This window comes from Streptomyces changchenzhani (genome assembly GCF_039766235.1).
Taxonomy (GTDB): Bacteria; Actinomycetota; Actinomycetes; order Streptomycetales; family Streptomycetaceae; genus Streptomyces.
Genome location: NZ_JBDHNH010000001.1, coordinates 16,157 through 38,146 on the forward strand (window position 1 = coordinate 16,157; position 21,990 = coordinate 38,146).

Below are 21,990 nucleotides of genomic sequence, written 5' to 3' on the forward strand. Positions count from 1 at the left end.
TTACTCCTCAATTCCTCGTCCGCTGGTGGTAGATACGTCGAACTGGCCGGTCACGGCGGCCGTAATCAGGGCCTGGCGGTGTTCCCTTGCAAGGGCATTTGCCCGCCCTACCGTGACACGGAGTGGCCGGACCGAACTGATCCATGCCCCGATTTCCTTTTGCTCCTGCAAGGGGACATTGGGGATTGGGATCCTGCCGAAGAGATCCCAGTTACGGAAGTCGACCGCACGCTCCCGTGTACTAATGGCGAAGAGCCCCAAATATCCGGAGACTGCAAGTACTCGCAAGAGCCTTCCGAAGAAGAGAGAATCGCCGCCATTGCGAGGGATACAGGCGTGGTACACCGGACTGCAATTTCCGGGCACCTCAGATGCACCGATCGCACCAGCGAAGCCGTCAAGACCGTGGATGACCACATCACCCGCTGCTACGTGCTGCCCCTGCGCTTCTGTGGTCGACGAGAGCGTGTAGCCGTCAGGACGCCGAAGGGATCGCGCCGTTACCTGGCCATCCCTGAATGCGGTAATCACTTCTCCACCGGCCAGTGGCGGTCGGCGCATTTTGGACAACATCCTGCGGATGGGTAGCACCGGCAGGCCGGAATCAGGATTGACGAGCCGGCTAGCTCCGATGTGTCCGAGGATGCGACTGTCAATTCTTTCCTCAAGAAGGGAGAGAATCTCAAGCTTCTTTGACATCAAGGAATTTATTTTGCCGACTTCGGCGTCGAGATAGTCGGCGATTTGGCGCTGCTCCTGGAGAGGCGGTAGCGGAATTGGGAATTTCTTCATGTCCCGCTGAAATAGGTGCAGGACATCCATGCCGTCTTTGACAGTCCAGATGTGCTCTTGGGTTACACTACTAGCGATCACGTAGTATAGAAACCTTGGGTGAATCCCAAAGGATCGCAGCACAGCGATCGAGCCATTTACGGTAGCGGGACGAGGGAGGCGTCGGACGATGTTAACCGTTCCGATCGTAAATCCATCCTTCGTTAGAAGAACATCCCCTTCGGAGAGTTGGAGTTCCGGAGATTCCTGGTACCGGAACTCGGAGATGAAGTTTACGTTGCTGTAGTCGATTTCTGGATTCTTGATATTTGGCGTAGCCAGGAATGCGTACCCCTCAGGCTGGTACTCCGCAGCCGTGAGCGCCTTCCAGCCGATTCGGGCGTTTACGGTAGCCACTCTGTCGAGTCGGGACATCTTCCAGCCAGCCGGAATGGACTCAAATCCGGTCGTCACTAGATCGCCTCGCTGAGCAGCGCCTGAATTTCCGCCTCCAGAGCCTTCAGCTCCACGCCAATCTCCGCCAACGGCCTCGGTGAGGTGGCTTGTATTGGTAGAAGTGCCGTGTGAGCGGGATCTCGTAGCCCACCTTGGTCTTATCGTGGTCGATCCACGCGTCCGGCACATGCGGCAGCAGCTCGAGCTTGAGGTACTCCTCAACATCCTCCTCCAGAGGCACGTTCTCGTACTCTCGCAGGTCGGGATCCGGCTCGACCGCTCCGCCCTTCAGGATCTGAGCCTCGCCCTCTGGGTCCCGAACACCGACAGCCTCCCGCAGCGCCTTGTTGAACGGCGCCCCCGTGGGCCAGGTCAACCCCGCCGCGACCACGGCGTCCTTCAGAGCAACCCACGCCTCCATCTTTGTCGGCCACTGCTGGCCAATCAGCGGCTTCAGCGCCTCAATGAACTCCGCGGCCCCGTCCAGGTTCTGGACCGGCTTGGACGCGGCAAGCGTCAACAGCGTCGCTTCCGTCGCCTCGAAGCGGAGCTTGAGCGGACGTTCAACTGTGAAGCGGTGGTAGCCGAAGTCTTCGTTCTTGAAGACCTTGACCTTGCTGTGCAGGGGGTGTTCCGGGGCGGTGACGACATCCAGGGCCTCTCCGTACAAACGGGTTAGCTCTTTGATCTGGCCATCGTCGATCTTCTTTCGCTTGTCACCGAGCGACTTCCGGATCTTGACGAAGTGCTCACGCGCGTCGAGAAGGACAACCTTGCCCTGGTGCCCCTTGCTCTTGCGGTTGGTCAGGATCCAGAAGTACGTGGAGATGCCGGTGTTGTAGAAGAGCTGGTCCGGCAAAGCGACCACGGCTTCCAGCCAGTCGTTCTCCAGGATCCACTGCCGAATGCGGGACTCGCCAGACTCGGCAGCTCCCGTGAATAGCGGGGAGCCGTTGAAGACGATGGCGATACGACTGCCGCCCTTCCATCGGCCCGGCTCGTCCGGGCCTTGCGGCGGGATCCATTCTGCGGGCTGCCGCTTGGAGAGCATGTGCTGCAGGAACAGCAGCGAACCGTCGTTGATGCGCGGCAGGCCGGCGCCGAAGCGGCCGCTGTCGCCGAGCGTCTCATACTCGTCCTCGACATCGTCCTTAACCTTCTTCCACTCCACACCGAAGGGCGGATTGGCAAGGAGGTAGTCGAACTTCGCCTTCTTATGGCCGTCGTCGTTGAAGGAGTTGCCGTACTTAATATTGTCGGGGTCCTGACCCTTGATCATCAGGTCGGAGCGGCAAATCGCCCAGGACTCGGGATTGAGCTCCTGTCCGTATACCTTGACCGTGGCATCCGGGTTGAAGGCACGGATATGCTCCTCGGCGGCGGTGAGCATGCCGCCCGTACCACAGGCCGGGTCGAGGACAGTACGTACCGCGCCGGGCAAGGTAAGGGCGTCTTCGTCCGGGGCGATGAGCAGATTCACCATCAGCTCGATGACTTCGCGCGGGGTGAAGTGCTCACCGGCTGTCTCGTTGGACTGCTCGGCGAAGCGGCGGATGAGTTCCTCGAAGATGTAGCCCATCTGGTGGTTGGAGACCACCACCTTGGGCTGCCCCTTCTCACCGAGGATGACCTCGCCCCCCTCGTTGCGCTCAACGGGCCGCAGGTCCAAGTCCGCGAAGCGTCCCACTACCTGGTACAGCAGGCCCGCGTCGTCGAGCTTCTTGATCTGCCGGACGAACTCGTACTTCTCCAAGACCTCCCGGGCATTGGGCGAGAACGAACCGACGTACTCGATCAGATGCTCGGCAGCGTGGCCCGCGTCGTCCGTGATCTTCTTCAGCGTGTAAGTGCTGGTGCTGTGGAAGGCGTGGCCCGACGCGCGGCGCAGCCAGCGGTCGGCCTCAATCTCCTCCTGGCCTTCAAGGGCTGCGGCCTGCGCGACCACCTTGTCCTTGGTGGGCTCCAGAACGCACTCCAGGCGGCGCAGCACCGTGAACGGCAGAATGACCTTGCCGTACTCCGACTGCTTGTAGTCGCCTCGCAAGAGATCAGCCACGGACCAGATGTGGCTCGCCAGCTCCGTGTGCTTGCTGTTGTTCAACGGGTTCCTTCCACTGGGCCGCCAGAAGCAGGCGGCGGTTGAAGTCTCGCGGGAAAAGTCATGTCGTGTCAGCAGTCAGGTAGTTGACGTGCCGTCGACCGCGGGTGGCAGGAGCGCCCCGCTGGTGAGGCCGGCGCCAAGCTGCCGTGTCGTCTCGGCGGCGAGCCGCATGGTCTCGATCGCCACCGCTTGAAGGTCAAGGAGTCGCCGAAAGGCCGCACCGTACTGCCGCTGTTCATTCAGCGGCAGCAGTGGGACCCGCAGTCGACGTGCGTCGATACGCATGATCGTGCTGCCCATCGCGACACTGTGGACGTTCTCCTCGGCTGAAAGGAAGCCGGCCAGGAACCATGGGTCCAGGCGCTCCGGATCGGGGCGGAACAGCCACAGGTTCGGGCCGAGGAGGCTTCCCGCGTCCTGGTTGTCGGCCACCCGCACGCTGCTGTTCGCGTTGTGCAGCAACTCCGGTAGCACGACGTCGTCTTGGTAGATTTCGAGAGGCTTGCTGCTCCGGTTCTCGTCGAGTCGGCCTGATGCGGGCAGCCCACTGGTGACATCGGAGGTGGTCAGTACGCCACGTTCGCTGTCTTGATCATGTCGGCGTACGTCCTCGCGCCTCCGCGTCGTTCGCGTGACAGGACTGGCACGGTGCACAGTGAGCGCGGCGCCTCGGGCAAGGTCGGCAACCGTGGCGGTACGCCAGATGCGCGGCTCGGGTCCGGCTGGGGGCCAATCCTCGACTTGGCCGCGCTCTCTTAGCGCATCGACAGCCAGGGTCAGATCGATCTGTGACCGGTGCACCTGCCTGGCGAACTCCTGGGGGGCGACCGCGACCGTGGTGGCCCTGGTATGACGTGCCGGGGTGAGGTCGGTGACATCGTCCAGGAGCTTAATGGCGGGAGTTGCGTGTGCGATGCCCGGCTCGGCCTGATACGAGTCCGGAGAGGCACTGAAATCTCGCCAGCGGTCTACGACGGCCTTACGCAAGTCCGCCCAGCCGATCTCTCTGTTACCTCTGCTGTCGGTTCGGGAGCCTGCCGTCACTGTGGCCGCTCCAGCACCGAGAGGTACGGCGTCGAGGAACAGCACCGACTGGCATCCCGGTTTCCCTTGAACCGGACGCTGGAGCAGCCACAGATGCAATCCGATGTGGAGTGGTTGGGCTGCACCAGCGGGAAGTGCTATGACCGCCCGGACCGCTCCACGTCGTACGAGTTCGGCACGGATGCGGCGTCCGGAGGCACGCTCGGCGGTCCCTGGCGGGAGGACGAGGATCGCGAAGGCTCCCGGCGCCAGGTGAGCAAGACAGTGCTGGACCCAGGCGAGCTCGGACTCGCCCTTCGGGGGGACTCCGTATTCCCAGCGTGAGTCGTATGCGAGTTCGTCGTGGCCCCAGTCCCGGTCGGCGTACGGCGGGTTGCACAGGACCGCTTCGGCCTCAAGGTCCGGAAATGCGTCATGCCGCAGGCTGTCGCTGGCCTTGACCTGTGTCGATGCCTTCTGGGCAAGGACGCCGAGCCGTACTGCGGCCTGCCCAGCCTGTGCCGCGAGTACGTCTTGCCCATACAGGGCGCTGGCTCCGCGCGCGGCCGCAGCCACGAGGAAACCACCGGCTCCACACGCGGGGTCCAGAACACTGCCCGGGAATGCGTCAGCCTGGCCCACCAGATCCACCATGAGTTCGATCACCGAGGCTGGGGTCGTGTACACACCCCGCACCCGGCTGTCGCCGTGGGACTGCTCCGCCAGTGCGTCGAGTGCGGCCGACGCTCCGCTCTCCTGGACGCAGCGGGTCAGTGCGCGCAGCACGGGTGCGTCCTCTGCTCTGAAGTACTCCAGGCCCGTTCCGCCTGGTACATCGTCGCCGCAGGTACGAACCGACTCAGCGACGCGCTCGGATAGACCGGCATCCGGCAGGTCGAGCAACTCCCTACGTCCCTGCGCTTCCAGGCGCACGAGAACGAGCACCACGGGGGCCAGGCGCTCTCCCATGGAACTGCCGCCCGGGGGTCTGCGCAATTGCGACCTGAGGTCGTCCACGGGTGAGACGGCCGGAAGCTGACCACGGTCCGCCAGCCAGCGTTCCACGGCCTGAAGGTCGTACTGGGGGCTGGCTTCAGTGCCCCCTACGGGCGCCGGGAAGTCCGCGTGCCGACGACGCCAGTTGCTAACCGTGGCGCGTGTGACACCCGCGTAACGCGAGATCTCGGCGGCGGTCACTAGAGTCGCCGCTTCGGGCTTCTGCGGCATTCAAGCTTCCTGTCGGTCGCGGAGGCGGACTGTCGAGCTGCCACTACTGTACACACATCACCGAGCCCATTGTGACATTTGACGGCGCTTTCACTACCTTGGTTGTGCTTTCAGGTGGCCGGTGGTGTCCACCCCTACTGGCCACCTCTATGCCTTACGCACGCCAGGGTGCCCCCATCGAGCCCAAGCTGTAGCAGCTACTCAAGGGGGTCACGATCGCCTCAGCAGCAGCCGCATAGGCACTCAAGGCTGCGGTCAGCTCGTTGAGCGGCCAGGGACCGGCGGGCATGCGTCCGCCACTGACGGCGTCGAAGCTGAGGATTACCCACTCCGGTTCACCCCCTAGCGCAGCCTCGTGACCGGCTGGGACCGTAATGCGCGCAGCCCATCTGTCGGCTCTCGCCCTTGCCTGCCTGCAATGCGGAGGCGGGCAGCGGGAAAACGGGTGGCAGCCTGCACGCTGGCGATGCGATCGTGACACCACCGAAGGGGTGTAGCTCAGCTGGCCAGAGCAGCGGACTCCAAACCCGCATGTCGCAGGTTCAATCCTGTCGCCCCTGCCAGATCCTCCGGCTTGGCCCAGTCCGCGTGCTGGTGCCAGGGAAGCACCCCGAGTTCGGGTACCTCACCCCACTCGAAACGTGGAGCCTGCTGCAACCAGATCTGACCCCCCGCAGCGTAACCACCCGCTGTCCACGTTCAGGGGGGGGAACTTCAGATGGCGTTTTCGGCCATAAAAGGAAGTGCCTCCGGTGGGCTTGGCGCGTGAAAGTGCTGGTGCGTGTCCGAGAGCGATCGCCGATATGAGTGAAGCTCGGCCGCTGTGGCCCAATACCGTTGCCAGAGTCAAGACCGTCGCCATATCCTCGATTGCAACGCGTTGATGGAGACGAGTAGCCGCGGGTCACGTGAGCAGAGAGAGCTGCCGGTAGCTGGGAAGGCAGTCTCGCGCCCTTGGTGAAGACCCTCCTGAGCGCGGGGAGAAACGACCCCTCGGGGTCTCATGCCCCGCCGGCTAGCCCTCGTCATCGGGCACGAATGAGGCCGCCGCTGTCTAGTGGCGGCGCAGGCGTGGTGGCACCGCGAGTACCCTTCTCGCCCACGCTCCCAAGGGATCATGACGACGCCCCTGGAGGGCTGCGATGATCCACACGACTACCCGCGTACTGGTCGCTGACCTGCGAGAACACGTGGGCCAAACCGTTTCGGTCTCAGGCTGGGTGAACACTCTCCGCCTGCAACGCAAGATGCAGTTCGCTCTGGTACGGGACCACACCGGCACAGCCCAAGTGACCCACAAGCGCGGCGGCGCCGACGACGGTCTCGAAGCCGAGTTGGAGCGCCTGAGCACCGAGTCCGCGGTCCGGATTATCGGCCGTGTGGTCGACAACCCCATCGTGAAGCTCGGCGGCCTGGAGATCATTCCGGAGTCGATCGAGGTCCTGAACCGGGCCGAGACGCCGCTTCCCATCGACGAGCACACCGGCCTGGAGCAGCGCCTGGACTGGCGCTTCCTCGATGTACGCCGCCGCCCGGCCGCACAACTGTTGTTCGCCGTGCAGACCACTCTTGAGCAGGGGATGCGCGAGTATGCGTATGCGCAGGGGTGCACGGAGATGCACACCCCGAAGCTGATGGGCACTGCCTCGGAGTCCGGTGCGGAGGTCTTCAAGCTCGGCTACTTCGACCGCTCCGCCTATCTGGCGCAGTCGCCGCAGTTCTTCAAGCAGATGGCGATCGCCGCGGGCATCGACCGGGTCTTCGAGATCGGCCCCGTCTTCCGTGCGGAGCCGTCGTTCACGTCCCGGCACGCCACGGAGTTCACTGGGGTCGACGTGGAGCTGGCGTGGATCACCGATGTCGAGGACGTGATGGTCTTCGAGGAGCAGATGCTCGCGTACGCCATCGAGAAGGTCGCCGGCCAGCACGGCGAAGCCATCCAGGAGTTGCTCGGTGTCGAGGTCGTAGTGCCGCCCACACCGTTCCCGCGGATCACGATGGCCGAGGCGCAGGAGGTCCTGCGTGCCAGGGGTTGGGACCCCGAGGGGGCGAAGGAGGACCTCGACCCGGAGGGTGAGCGGGGCATCGCCGCGTACATCAAGGAACAGACCGGGCACGAGTTCGTGTTCATCACCCATTACCCGACGAGCATCCGGCCCTTCTACCACATGCGCCCGGTGGACCGGCCGGACCTGACGCTGAGCTTCGATCTGCTGTGGAAGGGCCTGGAGATCACCACCGGCGCACAGCGCGAGCACCGGTATGACGTGCTGCTGAAGCAGGCCGCAGAGAAGGGCATGAGCACCGAGCCTTTGCAGGACTACCTCAACGCATTCCGGTACGGCTGCCCGCCGCACGGCGGCCTGGGTATGGGGCTTGGCCGGGTGCTGATGGTGATGCTCGGGCTGGACTCGATCCGCGAGGCCACGTTCTTGTTCCGCGGGCCGAACCGACTTACCCCGTAACGAGGTTCGTGACCCGGTTTGATTTTGGTGGTGCCGCAGTGAGACCTGCGGCACCACTCGGATCGGTACTGGTCAGACCCTGTTGGGCCTTCACGAACAACTCGAAATCCTGCCAGGTCAGGGGATTCTCTTGGCTACCGATCAGTACCGGGTGTTCCGCACGTCGGTGAGCCATGCCTGATCAGGGTTGTTGTCCCAGTGCTCGCGGACGGTGACCTCACGGTCCGCGTAGTGCCCGTGGTGGCACAGGCCGCCGTGGGAGAGGTTGATGCTCATGCTCAGGGCCGACTCGCTGGTGACCCAGTGGGGCGTGAGGATGTGGCTCCACAGCAGGTCGCCCGGCTCCATGCGTACGGATTGGACCGTTGCAGCGTCATGGAGCGGTGGGATCTCCGCGGTGGTCTCCCCCTTGATGGCCGCCTCGGCGGAGAGCACCTGGTCCGGGTCGAGGTAACTGTGGAAGGTCTTCACTCCTTCCACCTGCCAAACCAGACCATGCGACTGGTCCGAGTGGTAGGTAGAGCTGCCGCCTGGCCCTGAGATGAACAGGGCCGGCGCGCAGCGGTGCCATGTGAAGCCGTGGGCGGACAGAAAGGTGCGCCACGGGATCATGACCTGTTCGTGGAAACCGCGCAGTGGCCCGTCGTAGAGGCGAGCGAGGTGGAAGTGCACGAGCCGGAACGGCCACGCGGCGATGTCCTCGACCGGGGCGTGTCGGAAGGCTCTAGTTCTGGCGCTGCGAAGATCCGGGTCGAGGTCTCCGAGAATCGTTACGCGTACTTCGTCATCCTGCCGGATGGCATCGAGGACTTCCAGGGCCGGCGGGAGTTCGAACTGGAATAGCCCAAAGTCCGGGCTGATCCGGAAGTTGGGCGGCGCCACCCAGCGTTCGGTGAACTCGTCCGGCGTCGCGATGGTGTCGGGCATCGACGTCCCCTCGGGTTTCAGCGGTCGGTACGGCAGATCGCTGCGCAGTCTGGGGTGACCTCGTCTTCCGGGCTCGCCTCCAGGTACGCGCGGATGGTGGACCGGGGCGCCTGAACGGTGACGCCGGTTGTGCCGTACGGACAGCGGCGGAGTCTGCCGTCTGCCGATACGTACAGCACCGTGGATCGGCACAGTGCGCGTCTCGGCTGAAGGAGCATGGTGCGTAGGGCCGCGAGGTGCTTCTGGAAGCGGGGGCTGAGTTGGAAATAGCAAGCGAGCGTTTCTGCGTCGCTGCGCTGCTGCTGGAGGTAGTCGCCCAGGTGGAGCCCGGCATCGCGCTGGTCGGCGCTGTCGAGCATGACGGGGCTGAATTGCAGATCGATGTTGGCGTCTCGGATTTGCTCGTACATGCTGCGACCCTCGGCTTCTTCCACGTCCCAGTAGGTCAGGTGCAGCACCTTCACTGGGGCGGGGACGGCTTCCAGGGTGGCAAGGCCGCTCTTGACGGAACGAGTGGTGCGTCCGAGCTTCATCGCACCCTCGGAATCCGCGGAGACGGTGAGGTTCGTCAGCAGGTGTCCGACTGCGGCGAGCGTGGTGACGTCCGCTTCGGTGCGGGCGGAGGTCACCACGGACACGGCGATGCCGAACTGATGGGCTAGGCGCACGAGATCGCGCAGTTGCGGGTGGTGGGCGGGTTCCCCGCCGGTGAGGCAAATCCCTTCGACACCGACCTCTTTCAAGCGGGACAAGGTCCGCGTGTAAGTGGGGATATCGACGAATCCGGCTTCGCGGTCGGGGCGCAGGCAGAAACCGCAGGCGATCTTGCAGTGGCCAGCGGTACTGACGAGGGCTTCCTTGAAGCGGTGGGGTGCACTGAAGGGTGTGGTCATTGGACCCCCGTGCTGTCCCAGACGGCGACCTCCACGGTGCCTTGGTAGAAGGCGCACATCTGCGGATCAGGGGTGGTGCCGCCGATGAGAAGTTGTTCGTTGCGGGAGGGGCCGCCGCAGATCGCGAGGGCCGGGCAAGTGCCGCAGTCGGCGATCGGTGCGATGGTCTTCGCGATGCCGCCCAGCAGGCTGGGATCGGCGCGAAGTTCGTCGATGGTGTGGAGGAAGGCAGGTTCATCGAAGTTGATGTCGCAGAGGCTGATGCGGTTGCCGGGTAGCAGGGCGACATTGAGGGTCCGGTCGCTCTGCATGTGGTCGAAGAGCATGGGGTGGCGCCGGTCAAGGGCTTGGAAGGCGCGGTCCAGGACCGAGAACATCATTGCGCCGCGGCCGAGCGCCACCATGCGGGCCTTGTACAGCTCCCGCGCCAGTTCGGCCCCGTCGACCCTCCAGCGTCCGCCGGTGGGGATGGGGGTGTTGGTGTAGATGAATGTCAGCCCGAGGTCGTCGATGATCCAGGTGACCATCTCAGCGAGGCGACCGATGTTTGCGGAGGTCGGAGTGAGGTTGCATCCCACGTGGACCCCGTCAGCGGCCAGGAGCCGCTGGACGTTGCGGCGGATCCGGTCGTCGGCCGGCTGGCCGCCGAGGAGCGTACGGTTTTCGGCGTTGATGGCCGGTGGGCCGTCAATGGAGACTCCGACGCCGTACTGGTGGCGGGCGAAGTGGTCGATCATGTCGTCGGTGAGGCGAGCGCCATTGGTGACGACGGTACGGCGAATGCGCTTCACGCCGTGCTGTGCGGCGAGGCGGTCGGCGAGCCGGTCGCCGTACTGCATGAGGTCGAAGCGGATCGTCGGCTCGCCGCCGAACCATTGGATGGAGACTTCGTCTTCGCCAGCATTCGTCTCGAACAGGTAGGACAGTCCGGCTTCGAGTTCGGCCTCGGTCATGTCGGCCTTGCCGGTGTTCGTCTGGACGAAGCAGTAGTCGCAGCTCATGTTGCACTTGTCGGTGAGCACCACACGAAGTCCGCTGATTCGTAATGGGGTTGCGCCTAATCCGAGCCGTGCGAGGTGGTTTCGGAGTGCTGCGCGCCCGTCGGTCCTGGGGCCGTCGGGGGCGAAGCCGAGCTCCGCGAGAGCGGTGTGGGTGGCGGTCGGGGGAACCGCAGAGAGGTCGGTGACCTCCCCGCGGTCGAGGTACACGCTGTTCAGAGTGACCGGGTCGAGGAGAGCAGCCTCGCCGTCCCGGTCGAACTGAACGTACCTCCCCCACAGAAGCTGGGGAGAAGTCATCGTCCTAGGCAGCTTCCACTTCGGCGATCCCGAGGCCAGCCATCGACTTGCGGACGAGTTCCTCTCCCTTGGCCCGCAGGACCTCTGACGCCTGAGGGGACCCGCCGTCGGCGAGGACGATCATCCCGGGCAGCGTCGGGTTCGGGGCGACGATCGTGATGCCCGCGGGAGTCGTGCTGACGATCATGACGGCACCTTCGATCGGCACCCAGTCCGTGCTGTCCTTGAGGGCTTCGACGATGTTGGCCTGGTTGGTCTTGAAGGCGTCCTGTTCGCCCATCCACACTCCGGCCTTCGTTTTCGAGTCCACAACGTCCGCGTGGAGCATGTGATCTCCCTTGGTGCGGCGCGGTGTTGGCATAGCACTCATCTCCTGTCGCTGGATGTTCCCCACCTGTGACGTGATGCTGTGCAAGCCCGCAAGGTTCGCGGGTCAGGCCATGAGACTGCCGAGAAGTGAGCGAGAGCGCACATTCCGCGAGTAATATCTCCGTAGTGATATGGCTCGCGGCAGCGCCTCGCCTGGCCGTTGAGCAGGCGATTCTCAGTTGGCCACGACGCCAGCACGCCCTCGGCACGCAGCGCCTCGACGTCATTCCAGCAGAGACGGGCGGCCGAATGGGCCTGGATTCGCGTCATGCTGCGAGTCAGAGTTCATCGAAGACCGGAGCATGGGGCCCGTGAGTTCGGCCGGCGCATCAAGGCCATCGAGCATCATGATGATCTTGTTGATGTTGGCGAGCCTCCGGGCTCCTGACTCCAGCATCGACAGGAAGGCCTGACTGAGCTCAGGGCCGCTACAAGATCCGGTTCACTTCAGTTCGTGTGCCCCGCTGGCTGGCCGGGCGAGATGCCCAAGGACTACTGGTCAAGGGCCAGCATCTGAAGTGGGGGTGATTCTTCGTATCCGGTCAACGGTCGCAGCCGGTGCCTGGTGTTCGCGAACTCACCATGGCGACGTGGACCCCTCCTGAAGCAACCGAATACCTGGCCAGGTCATAGCCTGCCCTGTTCCCAGCCGTTGAGGTGCGCTCCGTACCGCGACACTGAGGATCGAGCGTCGGCTCTACCGCCTCGGCTCGAGTCACCTGTGCGAAGAATTGACGGACGCGATGGCGTCCATCAGCTGCTGGATGTCTTCCAGGCTGTCGAGGACGGTGTTGGCCCCCGCTCCTATGAGGGCTTCCGCAGAGGTCTTGCCGGAGGGGACGCCGAGGACTGGCGCGCCGCCTTCGAGTCCGGTTCGGACATCCTCGAGGGAATCGCCGATGATCACGGTATTGGCGCGGGTGAATGTGGTGCCGTGCTTGATCTGAGCGCGTTTCTGGGCGACGGCGACGAGCGACGGCCGGTGGTCGTTATCGGAGGCGTAGCCGCCGATCTCGGTGTCCACGAATCGGCTGAGGTTGAAAGCGTCGAGCTTCAGGAGGGCGTTTGCTTTCAGATTGCCGGTGACGACGGTCGGGACCAGTCCCGGATCGTCGTGGACGGCGCGCAGTGCTGTGACGGCGCCCGGCATGAGTACGCCCTCGCGTCGGAGCGCCTCCGAGTGACTGGCTAGTTGCTTCGGAAGCAACTCGACCATGAGCGGCAAGAGCTCCGGCACGTCACTTTCCGGAACACCGTTGTCCACGAGCAGCCCGCGGATCGCGAGCGGCATCGTCACCCCGGTTCCGCGCGCAGGTAGACGATCAGCCGGGCGCCCGACTACTTCGGCGAAGGTCTCCCGGTAGACCTGTCGGTCGATGTCACCGACGTACAGAAGTGTGCGGTCGATGTCCCAGAGCACCAGGATTGGCGCGGCTTTAGTCACGTTCTGCTCCTCATCCCGTCACGATGGCGGCCCGCTCAAGCAGGTCCCGAGCGTACGGGGTGTGGCTGATCGGGGTGAGTTCGTCTATCACGTCGTGGACATGATCGGTCAGGCGGGCGGAGTTGAGATGTTGGGCCAGGTCGATCGCTGCGTTTGCGGTGGCGACGCCAGCTTCCGCATCGCCGCTCCGGATCTGGGCCCTTGCTGCGCGGGTGAGAATCAGGCCCCGGGTTCGGAGGTCTGTGGGATTGAGCGCCTCCCGGGCCCGGGCGAGGCTGTCTACGGCGCGCTGGGGATCTCCGAGGTCGAGGTGACAGCTGCCGGCCTGCCCGTGGATCTCTCCTTCGTTGATCCAGTACAGCCATGGCGGGTCGTTCTCGGAGCGTCCCGCGGAGCACAGTTCGGCTGCTTGGCCCAGAGCTGCGAGCGCGGCCTGCCGTTCTCCTAGCTTGGCGTGACCGCGAGCCTGGCGGGTGAGGAGCATGGCCTCCAGGGAGGGTGCGTTGATCCCCTTGACTCTCTCTCTGGCCGCTCGCGCTGCATTGACGGCATCCCGCGGCGCGCCGGTGGAGTAGCCGTGAATCGCTATGTACGAGAGCGCGCCAGCTCCCAGGCGTATGTCGCCTGAGGACTTCGCGGCACGGGCAGCTGCGAGGAAGTACCCCTGAGCGACGTCATGCTGACCCGAGTCGAAGGCAAACCAGCCGGTCTGCGTGGCGGTGTCAGCGATGATCGCTGCGAGGGAGCGTCCGGTGGCCTCGTCGTAAGAGGACTCGTTGATGATGAGCTTGAGCAGTTCGAGATGGGCCTTGCCCAACTGGGTGAGCGTGCCGCTCCCGGCACTTGCATCCATGACCCGGAGCTCATCCGTGGTTCCCTGCAGTTTGTCCAGCAGGGAGTCTGAGATTCTACTGCCGTCCGTGGCACGCTTGAGCGGCTCGGCTTCTTCCGTGCCCCAGTGGTGCACGAATGCTGTCAGGGCAAAGCCGCTCACGGTGAGGAACTTTCGGCGCTCCACAGAGTGAGGTTCCCCCGAGATGCGGAGGGCGATGACAGCGGGTCAGATGGTTCTCATGAGAGGAACTCTGACCATGGCCGCTCCGAGGAAATATCCGCTGGAGTTGCGTGAGCGTGCGGTGCGGATGTATCGCACCGCCGAGCCGAAGCCCCAGATCAAGCGCCTGGCCATTGAGCTGGGGGTCCACCCGGAGGCACTGCGCGGCTGGATCCGCCAGGCCGAGGCCGACCGCGGCGAGCGCGACGACCGGCTGACCACCGAGGAGAAGGACGAGCTGGGCCAGCTGCGGCGGGAGGTGAAGGAACTGCGCCGGGCGAACGAGATCCTGCGCACGGCCTCGGCTTTTTTCGCCCAGGAACTCGACACGACCCGGCGCAGGTACTGACGTTCCTCAGCGAACGCAGTGACCTCGGTGTCGAGCCCGTACTCCGGGAACTGCACGTCCCCTCGTCCACCTACTACCGCTGGCGCCGGCAGGAGAAGGAGCCGTGTGAACGCCGCCGCCGTGACGCGGAGTTGACGACCAAGATCGAGGAGATCCATGCCGACTCCGGCGGGATCTACGGCTCGCCCCGCGTGCATGCCGTGCTCAAGCGCGAGGGCGTGGCCATCGGCCGCAAGCGGGTCGAGCGATTGATGCGCGAGGCCGATCTGGCGGGCCTCAGCCCACGCCGCACGGGCAAGGGCTTCACCCGCCGCGACCCGACGGCCACGCTCGCCCCGGACCTGGTGCAGCGGGACTTCACCGCTCCCGTGCCGAACCGGCTGTGGGTCACCGACCTCACCATGATCCCCACGGGTGAGGGACCGCTGTGGCTCTCCGCGATCCGCGACGCCTTCTCCCGCCGGGTGGTGGCCTGGGAGACCTCCGCCCGCGCGGACGCCGACCTGGTCCTGTCCTGCCTCGAGTACGCCCTGGCCAGCCGCGAGCCCGTGCCCGGCACCTTGATCCATCACGCCGACCACGGCTGTCAATACACGTCCATCAAGCTCACAACACGGCTGGTACGTGCGGGTATTGAGGGGTCGATGGGGTCCGTGGGCGACAGCTACGACAACGCCCTCGCGGAGAATCTGTGGATGCTGATCAAGACCGAGTGCGTGCGCGGACGCGTCTTCGTCACCCGGGCCGAGGCCAACCTCGCGCTGTTCGAGTACATCGACGGCTTCTACAACAGCCGACGCATCCAGAAACGCCTCGGCTACCTCAGTCCCATCGAGTTCGAGGAGAAGCACTACGCCAACCAGGCGACGACCGAACAAGCGAACCTGAAACCACGTCAACCCATCCTGACCAGCTGATCAGCACCTCCCGCACACCGGGGGAACCTCAGAGCCACCTCCTGCCGCGTTGTTCAGTGCCGCCACCATACGGCTCGCAGTCCAGGGCAATGACGGGTCTAGTTCGCCGATGAACGGGTTGGACGGCTCCCGTCCGGCCGGGCGGGCAGACTTCCTTGGGAGCGGAAGAGGGACCAGTTCAGCAGGGGTGCCGAGGCCGGTCAGGAACTCGATGATCTTGTCGATGTTGGTGAGTCTCCGCGCCCCGGACTCAAGCATCGACAGGAACGCCTGACTCAGGCCGGTCAGCTGGGCCATGTCATCTTGCCGGAGGGAACTGCGTTGCCGGAGAAGGCGGCTGACCTGCCCGAAGTCCCAAGCGGATAAGGCTTCACGGACTTCTGGATCTTGCCACACCCTGTCGGGAACTGCCGGGCACTCGCGCTCTGTCGCGCCCTGGGAGCGGGCGCAGCCTGCGCACAGTGATTCCGTGTTGTACCGGCTCAGACCGCAGCCGCATTCAGGACACTGTCGCACTGTCTGCTTTGCCACCCCGTCGCCTCCCTGAGAGAACGTGCGCGGCCTCAACGGCCGTTCCTGGAACCGGGATCACCAAAGTGATATCACCCTCGGAATGTGCGTAGCCGTCTTTCGACGAACAGTGTTGGTGGTCAGCCAGCATCCGGCTGTTGGAAGTTGACCGGTCGGGCTGCTCAGACCGTACGTCCAGACGTACAGGAGATCCCGGTGATTGCCACTCCTAGCCGAGTTGAGGCCAGGCACGCTCTGCCATCTGGTCGTCAGCATGCCTCCTTTGCTGTGGCCCGACGGGATGCGCCGGATTCTCTCCACTGTCCTCTCACACCGGAGCCAACGTTGTCGTCCGCGCTGCAGACTGAGCTGCCTTGGAGGGTGCAACTGGTGGAGCATCCGCCTCCGCCGCCGGTGCTCAGTTCCCCCATCGATGTGGTGCAGACCGGTATGCGCATCGGCCTGCGGGCGGTGGAGGATGTCCGCACGCAGAACCTTCTCGTGGGGCCTGTCCTCGTCTGCTTGACCCACCTGCTCATGCACATTCCGGTGGAGCCGGGTGCCGTGTACCGCTGGCATGCACCACAGACACTTTGCCGGCCCGGCACGTTGTCCTGCTCAGCCCCAGAGCGGGAACCGGCTCGCTACGCCTGCTGTCGTATCTGGCTGATCCCCCATGAAGCCGTGCGCCCCTATACGAACAGCAGCGAACTCCAGCACCGCATCACCCTGGCCCGCTCAACACCCGATAGCGGGTGGGAGGTGCCACGTGGCCGTTAGCGTCTCCGCCGTCGTCGTGCTGGCCATCCTCACCGTCGTGTTCATGCGCAGCGGCGGACTCAAGGCGGGCCACGCGGTTGTCTGCACCCTTCTGGGTTTCCACCTGGCCAGCTCCTCGATCGCTCCGACGATCCGTGAGGCCACGACCGGAGTGGTCCGGATGATCGGCGGGATCAACTTCTAGACCGGCCGCCGGGCGCAGGGACGCCGTTGGAGCTGCTTCTCCTCTGTCCCCTGCCCCGGTGGCCTTCCACCATCCCCCGTCTACTGAGGACCCCTTGATGACGCAGATACCTGAGGTGCTGCCCGAGGTCTTGGCCGCGGGTGCGGCTGCTGCTGCCCTTGTCGCTGCGCCGCTCCTGCTCCGTGCCCGGCGTCTGGTCGCGCAGCTCCGGACCGAGCGGGATACCGCCGTCCAAGAGAGCACGCAGTTCGACGTGCTGCGCCAGTCCCTGGTGGAGGAGACCCGGCATCTGGTCACCGTCCGCATGCCGGCTCTGGCCAGCCACCTGGCGCACCGGCACATCCGCGTTCCGGGGCTCCTTCACCCCGCGTTCGCAGGGACGGAGATCGACCAGGTCCACAGGGCGGCTCTGGAGCACCTGACGACGGCGGTCACCGCCGAGCGGCATCGTGTGGACGAAGCCGCGCAGGCCGTGATGCGGGGTGCGACCACAGTCATCCAGGCCCAGAGCTACCAGCTGCAATCGCAGATCGACGCGATGCAGCACCGCTACGACGGCCCGGACATCGCGGCAGACATCATCGCACTGGATCAGCTCAACGAACAGAACTTGCGCCGCATCCAGGGCACCGGGGTGCTGTGCGGGGCGTGGCCGGGGCTGACGCGCGCCGACTCCCATCTCGGTGATGTCGTCGTCGGCGCCCAGTCCCGCATTCGCGGCTATCACCGTGTGAAGGTCACCAGCCAGCTGGAGGTCCCGGTCGCCGTGGTGGCACGGGCGGTCGAGCCGGTCGCCATCGCGGTGGCCGAGCTGCTTGCCAACGCCGTTCACCACTCGCACGGCACCCTGTCCGTCGACGTCAGCCTCCACCAGGTCGAGTCCGGTGCGTGCGTCGTCATCGACGACGCCGGAGTGGGCATGCACGCCGACGAGGTGGAGTTCGCGGCCGGCCTACTGTCCGGGCAGCAGCCCATTTTGTTGACCGAACTCGGTGACCCACCGCGCTCGGGGTTCGCCACCATCGGCCGCTTGGTCCGGCAGTACGGCTTCGCCGTGTCGATCGACAAGCCCGCTCCGTACGGCGGTGTCCGTGCTGTCGTGTTCATCCCCGGACATCTGCTGACACTGCTGGATGAGCAGGCGCATCCGATGTCGGCCATGGCCCCGCTCCTGCGCCAGGCCCCACCTGTGCCCCGGGCTACCCCGCCCGTGCCTACGGCTGATGCCGGGGACGAAGAAGACGGTCTGCCTCGCCGCCGACGGCGACAGCCCACCGGTCACACCCCTGCTGTCCATACGGAGAAGACCCGTACGCCGCAAGAGACGTACGCGACCTGGAGTGCACTCCAGTCGGGCACCGCCTCCGGCCGGGCCACCGCCCACACCGATCACCGTGAAGGGACCCACTGATGACCACCCCCAAGCGCCCCATGGTCAAGGACATGTCCTGGGTACTGGAACCTCTGATGGTCCTGCCCAAGGTCGTGCACGCACTGGTGCTGTCCGGCGACGGCCTGGTCATGGGTGCCTCACCCAGCCTCGGCCGAGACGCCCGCGAAGGCTCGTCCGCGATGATGTCTGCCCTCCAGGGAGCAGCCCGCGCCGTGACCATCTGTCTCTCCGGTGACGACAGCACCCAGCTCCGCCAGATCGTCGTTGAAGCGACTTCGGGCCTCGTGTTCGCCATCCCGGCGGGCGCCAACACGGTCCTGGCGGTGTTCGCCGAGCGGGAGGCCGATATGGGAGTGGTCTCGCATCACATGCAGATCCAGGTCGCGACCCTCGGGGACAAGGTCATGAATTCCCACGCCCGGGACAGCGGCACACCGGCATGACGGCCCGTCGCGGCAGCAGGCGCCTGGTGCCCGCCTTCCTGGCTACGGCGGGCCGCACCCAGCCGACCCGCAACACCTTGGACCGGCTCACCGTCCTCAGCGCGGCCACCTCGCAGGTACCGGAGGGGCTAGAACCGGCGCAGCGCCGCCTGGCGGTGCTCGTCCATGGCGGGGCGTTGTCGCTCGCCGAGGCCGCGGCGTACCTGGGCCTGCCGGTGAGCGTGGTCCGCGTGCTGGTGGCCGATGTGGTCGACAGCGGGCATCTCTGTGCCCGTGCCCCCATCCCCGAGGCCGAACGGCCAGAACCGCAGCTCCTAGAAAGGTTACTCAGTGGACTCCGCACCCTCCGTGAACCCCAAGTACCTGGAGAACGCTGACCAGACGCTGGTGAAGATCCTGGTCGCGGGGCCATTCGGGGTTGGTAAGACCACCATGATCGACGCGCTGTCCGAAACCGTGCCGCTGCACACCGAAGAGACGATGACGCAGGCCGGTATCGGTGTCGACGATCTCGCCGGCGTCCAGAACAAGAGCACCACGACAGTCGCTATCGACTTCGGCCGTCGTACCCTGCCCGGCGATCTCGTCCTCTACTTGTTCGGCACCCCAGGGCAACAACGCTTCAAGCCCTTGTGGGAGGACATCACCCGCGGTGCGCTCGGCGCCCTCGTCCTGGTCGACACTCGGCGCCTGGGCGACTCCTTCGAGGTTTTCGACATGATCGAAGAGCAGGGGCTGCGCTACGCGGTGGTGGTCAACACCTTCCCGGACACGCCGACGTACGCACCCGAAGTGCTGCGCGACCGGCTCGATCTCGCCGATCAGACTCCGCTGGTCACCTGCGATGCACGCGATGCGACCTCATCGATCGACGCGCTCATCGCTCTTGTCTCCCACCTGATCACCCACTCTGCTCTGGACGCCTCATGACCTATTACACGCCGAATCCGGTGCCGCTGTACGGGCCGGACTTCGCCACCAACCCGCATGCCGTCTACGCCCGGCTACGGCAGTACGGGCCCCTTGCCCCCGTCGAGATCTCCCCCGGCGTGACCGCCTACCTCGTCACCGACCACCAGGCCGCACTCGACCTCCTCAAGGACACCGACACCTGGTCCAAGGACCCCCGCGCCTGGCAGGAGACGCTGCCTGCGGACTGCCCGGTGCTGCCGATGATGAAGTGGCGCCCCAACGCACTGTTCAACGACGGCGACACCCACGAACGCTACCGATCCGTCATCACCGACAGTTTCTCCCTCATCGAACCGCACCGCCTGCGCGAGCAGGTCGCCCGGGCCTCGGATCAGCTCATCCGCGAGTTCGCCGCGACGGGCGAGAGCAATCTCGTCACCCAATACGCGCGCCCGCTGCCCCTAGTGCTGTTCAACGGCCTCTTCGGAATGCCCGACCACTACAGTCCGCGCCTCGTCGACGCGCTGGCCAGCATGTTCGACTCGACTCCCGAGGAAGGCGCCCAGGCGGGAGCGGACTTCGAGCAGTACGTGATGGAGCTGGTCACCCTCAAGCAGAAGGCGCGCGGGCCGGACCTGACCTCGTGGTTCATGGATCATCCCGCTGGGCTGACCCTGGAAGAGGTGGTCCACCAGATCGTGCTCACCATGGCTGCCGGGCATGAGCCGACCACGAACCTGATCTCCAACGCACTGTCCCGGATGCTGTCCAACCCGGACTACTACAGCACCCTGTCCGGCGGGGCCCTCACCGCCCGGGACGCGATCAACGACGTGCTGCGCAGCGAGCCGCCCATGGCGAACTACAGCGCCCACTTCCCGCGGCGCACGGTGCGCTTCCGCGGTATCTGGATCGACCCCACCCAGCTGGTCCTTATCTCCTACCACGCGGCGAACACCGCCCCCGACGGGCTATCCACCGACTCCGTACGAACGGACGGCGGCTCGCACCTGGCCTGGGCCGCGGGGCCGCACACGTGCCCGGTCAAGCAGCCCGCACTGCTGATCGCTACAGCCGCAGTGGAGCGGCTGACCAGCCATCTGTGCGACCTCGAACTCGCCGTACCGCGTGACCAGTTGAACTGGCGGCCGGGCCCGTTCCACCGCGCACTAGCCCACCTTCCCGCACGTTTCACCCCGTTTTCCCCCGACCAGGCAGGAGTCACCCCGTGGACCAGCAGCAGCCCTTCGTCCTCGACCCCGCAGGCAGCAACATCCATGCCGAAGCCGACAAGCTCCGCGGTAGCGGCCCCGCAGTCCGTGTGATCCTGCCGGGCGGTATACCCGCCTGGTACATCACCAGCCACGTGCTCCTCAAGGCGCTACTCACCGACGACCGCGTGTCCAAGGACCCCAACCAGCACTGGCCCGCTTGGATGAACGGCGAACACCACGACACCTGGATCAGCAACTGGGTCGGCGTCACCAACATGTTCACCGCGTACAGCACCGGCCACCGCCGACTGCGCAAACTGATCGCCCCCGCCTTCACCGCACGCCGTACCACCACGATGAAACCGCGCATCGAGGGCATCACTCAAACGCTCCTCGATGCCATGGCAGCCCTGCCCCACGGCGAGAGCGTGGACCTGAAGGCGGCCTACGCCCATCCGCTGCCGATGCAGGTCATCTGCGACCTATACGGCCTGCCCCACGACTCCCGACCCGACATGGCCCGCCTCGTCAGCCGCATCTTCGACACCACCATCACCCCCGAGCAGGCAGCCGCCACGCACGGCGAGATCCACGCCGTCCTCACCGAACTGGTGGCGCTCAAGCGCCGGGCGCCCGGCGACGACATGACCAGCGTCCTAGTCGCCAGCCGCGACGAGGACGGCTCACATCTGAGCGAAGGCGAACTCCTCGACACCCTGCTCCTCATTATTTCCGCCGGCCACGAAACCACCGTCAACCTCATCGGCAACGCCGTCCACGCCCTGCTCACCCACCCCGAGCAGCTTCACCTCCTGCGCACCGGTGACGCGTCATGGAATGCTGTCATCGAGGAAACCCTGCGCTGGTCCCCGAGCATCGCCAACCTCCCCCTGCGCTACGCCGTCGACGACATCCACGTCTCCGGCGGTCCCACCATCAACAAGGGCGACGCGATCCTCGCCACTTACGCCGCCGCAGGCCATGACCCGGACCAACACGGGCCGACAGCCCGCCAGTTCGATATCACGCGCCTCACACCCGAGCACCTCGCGTTCGGCCACGGTGTACACCACTGCCTCGGCGCACCCCTGGCCCGCCTCGAAGCCGCCACCGCCCTCCCTGCACTCTTCGACCGCTTCCCCGATCTCACCCTCGCCGCCCCTGCCGACAGCCTGCAGCCCGTCGACTCGTTCATCTCCGACGGACTGCGCAGCCTGCCGGTCCACCTCCGGAAGGCTCCACCGGCGGACTGACCTGCCC

The 21,990-nt window shown here is 65.3% G+C and carries 19 protein-coding genes, 1 tRNA gene and 1 pseudogene; 11 read left to right on the plus strand and 10 right to left on the minus strand.

Features of this window, described 5'->3' with window-relative positions; genetic code table 11:
• From ABCR94_RS00085 to ABCR94_RS00095, 3 genes and pseudogenes are all read right to left on the minus strand, one after another.
• Positions 1-1,245, minus strand: a complete 1,245-nt coding sequence (locus ABCR94_RS00085; RefSeq protein ID WP_347116864.1) for a restriction endonuclease subunit S — start codon at positions 1,243-1,245, stop codon at positions 1-3.
• Positions 1,245-3,328, minus strand: a pseudogene (locus ABCR94_RS00090) (type I restriction-modification system subunit M). Before ABCR94_RS00090 ends, ABCR94_RS00085 begins: the two are co-directional and overlap by 1 nt.
• A 75-nt stretch (positions 3,329-3,403) precedes the next feature.
• Positions 3,404-5,578: an N-6 DNA methylase gene (locus ABCR94_RS00095; RefSeq protein WP_347116865.1), complete on the minus strand. Its 2,175-nt coding sequence runs from the start codon at positions 5,576-5,578 to the stop codon at positions 3,404-3,406.
• Positions 5,579-6,065: 487 nt separating this feature from the next.
• Here ABCR94_RS00095 and ABCR94_RS00100 point away from each other — a divergent pair.
• Positions 6,066-6,141: transfer RNA gene (locus tag ABCR94_RS00100), tRNA-Trp, on the plus strand.
• Positions 6,142-6,720: 579 nt separating this feature from the next.
• Entirely contained in the window at positions 6,721-8,043 is a 1,323-nt protein-coding gene (gene aspS, locus ABCR94_RS00105) for an aspartate--tRNA(Asn) ligase (RefSeq protein ID WP_347116866.1), read from the plus strand.
• Positions 8,044-8,184: 141 nt separating this feature from the next.
• Here the strand turns inward: aspS and ABCR94_RS00110 are convergent, their stop codons facing one another.
• From ABCR94_RS00110 to ABCR94_RS00135, 6 genes are all read right to left on the minus strand, one after another.
• Entirely contained in the window at positions 8,185-8,970 is a 786-nt protein-coding gene (locus tag ABCR94_RS00110) for a hypothetical protein (protein WP_347116867.1), read from the minus strand.
• A gap of 17 nt (positions 8,971-8,987) precedes the next feature.
• On the minus strand, positions 8,988-9,863 hold the full coding sequence (locus ABCR94_RS00115) for a radical SAM protein (protein WP_347116869.1): 876 nt from the start codon (positions 9,861-9,863) through the stop codon (positions 8,988-8,990).
• The gene (locus ABCR94_RS00120) at positions 9,860-11,161 is read right to left on the minus strand and encodes a radical SAM protein (protein WP_347116870.1); all 1,302 of its coding nucleotides are present in this window, start codon (positions 11,159-11,161) and stop codon (positions 9,860-9,862) included. Before ABCR94_RS00120 ends, ABCR94_RS00115 begins: the two co-directional genes overlap by 4 nt.
• Before the next feature lie 4 nt (positions 11,162-11,165).
• Positions 11,166-11,489: a hypothetical protein gene (locus ABCR94_RS00125; RefSeq protein WP_347116871.1), complete on the minus strand. Its 324-nt coding sequence runs from the start codon at positions 11,487-11,489 to the stop codon at positions 11,166-11,168.
• A 756-nt stretch (positions 11,490-12,245) separates the two neighbouring features.
• The gene (locus ABCR94_RS00130) at positions 12,246-12,974 is read right to left on the minus strand and encodes an HAD family hydrolase (protein ID WP_347116872.1); all 729 of its coding nucleotides are present in this window, start codon (positions 12,972-12,974) and stop codon (positions 12,246-12,248) included.
• Between the two features lie 10 nt (positions 12,975-12,984).
• Positions 12,985-13,992 (minus strand): NsdA family TPR-like regulatory protein, encoded by a 1,008-nt coding sequence (locus tag ABCR94_RS00135; protein WP_347116873.1) that lies wholly within the window; start codon positions 13,990-13,992, stop codon positions 12,985-12,987.
• A gap of 55 nt (positions 13,993-14,047) precedes the next feature.
• Between ABCR94_RS00135 and ABCR94_RS00140 the strand changes: the two genes are divergently transcribed.
• Together ABCR94_RS00140 and ABCR94_RS00145 are read left to right on the plus strand one after the other, a co-directional pair.
• Positions 14,048-14,377, plus strand: coding sequence for a transposase (locus tag ABCR94_RS00140; RefSeq protein ID WP_347116874.1), 330 nt, complete (start codon positions 14,048-14,050; stop codon positions 14,375-14,377).
• Positions 14,378-14,427: 50 nt separating this feature from the next.
• Positions 14,428-15,294, plus strand: coding sequence for an IS3 family transposase (locus ABCR94_RS00145; RefSeq protein WP_347118397.1), 867 nt, complete (start codon positions 14,428-14,430; stop codon positions 15,292-15,294).
• Here the strand turns inward: ABCR94_RS00145 and ABCR94_RS00150 are convergent, their stop codons facing one another.
• Positions 15,295-15,825 (minus strand): helix-turn-helix domain-containing protein, encoded by a 531-nt coding sequence (locus ABCR94_RS00150; protein WP_347116876.1) that lies wholly within the window; start codon positions 15,823-15,825, stop codon positions 15,295-15,297.
• Between the two features lie 748 nt (positions 15,826-16,573).
• Between ABCR94_RS00150 and ABCR94_RS00155 the strand changes: the two genes are divergently transcribed.
• The 7 genes from ABCR94_RS00155 to ABCR94_RS00185 all read left to right on the plus strand — a co-directional run bounded on the left by ABCR94_RS00155 (position 16,574) and on the right by ABCR94_RS00185 (position 21,983).
• The gene (locus tag ABCR94_RS00155) at positions 16,574-16,768 is read left to right on the plus strand and encodes a hypothetical protein (RefSeq protein WP_347116877.1); all 195 of its coding nucleotides are present in this window, start codon (positions 16,574-16,576) and stop codon (positions 16,766-16,768) included.
• Positions 16,769-16,865: 97 nt separating this feature from the next.
• The gene (locus ABCR94_RS00160; RefSeq protein WP_347116878.1) at positions 16,866-18,179 is read left to right on the plus strand and encodes an ATP-binding protein; all 1,314 of its coding nucleotides are present in this window, start codon (positions 16,866-16,868) and stop codon (positions 18,177-18,179) included.
• A complete protein-coding gene (locus ABCR94_RS00165; RefSeq protein ID WP_347116879.1) occupies positions 18,179-18,604 on the plus strand; it encodes a roadblock/LC7 domain-containing protein in 426 nt (141 codons plus the stop codon). The genes ABCR94_RS00160 and ABCR94_RS00165 overlap by 1 nt, the downstream gene beginning before the upstream one ends.
• Positions 18,601-18,981: a DUF742 domain-containing protein gene (locus ABCR94_RS00170; RefSeq protein ID WP_347116880.1), complete on the plus strand. Its 381-nt coding sequence runs from the start codon at positions 18,601-18,603 to the stop codon at positions 18,979-18,981. Before ABCR94_RS00165 ends, ABCR94_RS00170 begins: the two co-directional genes overlap by 4 nt.
• On the plus strand, positions 18,935-19,534 hold the full coding sequence (locus tag ABCR94_RS00175; RefSeq protein ID WP_347116881.1) for a GTP-binding protein: 600 nt from the start codon (positions 18,935-18,937) through the stop codon (positions 19,532-19,534). Before ABCR94_RS00170 ends, ABCR94_RS00175 begins: the two co-directional genes overlap by 47 nt.
• On the plus strand, positions 19,531-20,841 hold the full coding sequence (locus tag ABCR94_RS00180; RefSeq protein ID WP_347116882.1) for a cytochrome P450: 1,311 nt from the start codon (positions 19,531-19,533) through the stop codon (positions 20,839-20,841). Before ABCR94_RS00175 ends, ABCR94_RS00180 begins: the two co-directional genes overlap by 4 nt.
• Positions 20,745-21,983, plus strand: a complete 1,239-nt coding sequence (locus ABCR94_RS00185; protein ID WP_347116883.1) for a cytochrome P450 family protein — start codon at positions 20,745-20,747, stop codon at positions 21,981-21,983. Before ABCR94_RS00180 ends, ABCR94_RS00185 begins: the two co-directional genes overlap by 97 nt.
• Positions 21,984-21,990: the final 7 nt, after the last annotated feature.

What these genes read in the sequence shown, in the direction of transcription:
- ABCR94_RS00110 (WP_347116867.1), bottom strand. Translation starts at nt 8,970, where the DNA reads ATGCCCGACACCATCGCGACGCCGGACGAGTTCACCGAACGCTGGGTG.
- ABCR94_RS00170 (WP_347116880.1), top strand. Translation starts at nt 18,601, where the DNA reads ATGACGGCCCGTCGCGGCAGCAGGCGCCTGGTGCCCGCCTTCCTGGCT.
- aspS (WP_347116866.1), top strand. Translation starts at nt 6,721, where the DNA reads ATGATCCACACGACTACCCGCGTACTGGTCGCTGACCTGCGAGAACAC.
- ABCR94_RS00180 (WP_347116882.1), top strand. Translation starts at nt 19,531, where the DNA reads ATGACCTATTACACGCCGAATCCGGTGCCGCTGTACGGGCCGGACTTC.
- ABCR94_RS00165 (WP_347116879.1), top strand. Translation starts at nt 18,179, where the DNA reads ATGACCACCCCCAAGCGCCCCATGGTCAAGGACATGTCCTGGGTACTG.
- ABCR94_RS00120 (WP_347116870.1), bottom strand. Translation starts at nt 11,161, where the DNA reads ATGACTTCTCCCCAGCTTCTGTGGGGGAGGTACGTTCAGTTCGACCGG.
- ABCR94_RS00125 (WP_347116871.1), bottom strand. Translation starts at nt 11,489, where the DNA reads ATGCTCCACGCGGACGTTGTGGACTCGAAAACGAAGGCCGGAGTGTGG.
- ABCR94_RS00140 (WP_347116874.1), top strand. Translation starts at nt 14,048, where the DNA reads ATGAGAGGAACTCTGACCATGGCCGCTCCGAGGAAATATCCGCTGGAG.
- ABCR94_RS00095 (WP_347116865.1), bottom strand. Translation starts at nt 5,578, where the DNA reads ATGCCGCAGAAGCCCGAAGCGGCGACTCTAGTGACCGCCGCCGAGATC.
- ABCR94_RS00160 (WP_347116878.1), top strand. Translation starts at nt 16,866, where the DNA reads ATGACGCAGATACCTGAGGTGCTGCCCGAGGTCTTGGCCGCGGGTGCG.
- ABCR94_RS00115 (WP_347116869.1), bottom strand. Translation starts at nt 9,863, where the DNA reads ATGACCACACCCTTCAGTGCACCCCACCGCTTCAAGGAAGCCCTCGTC.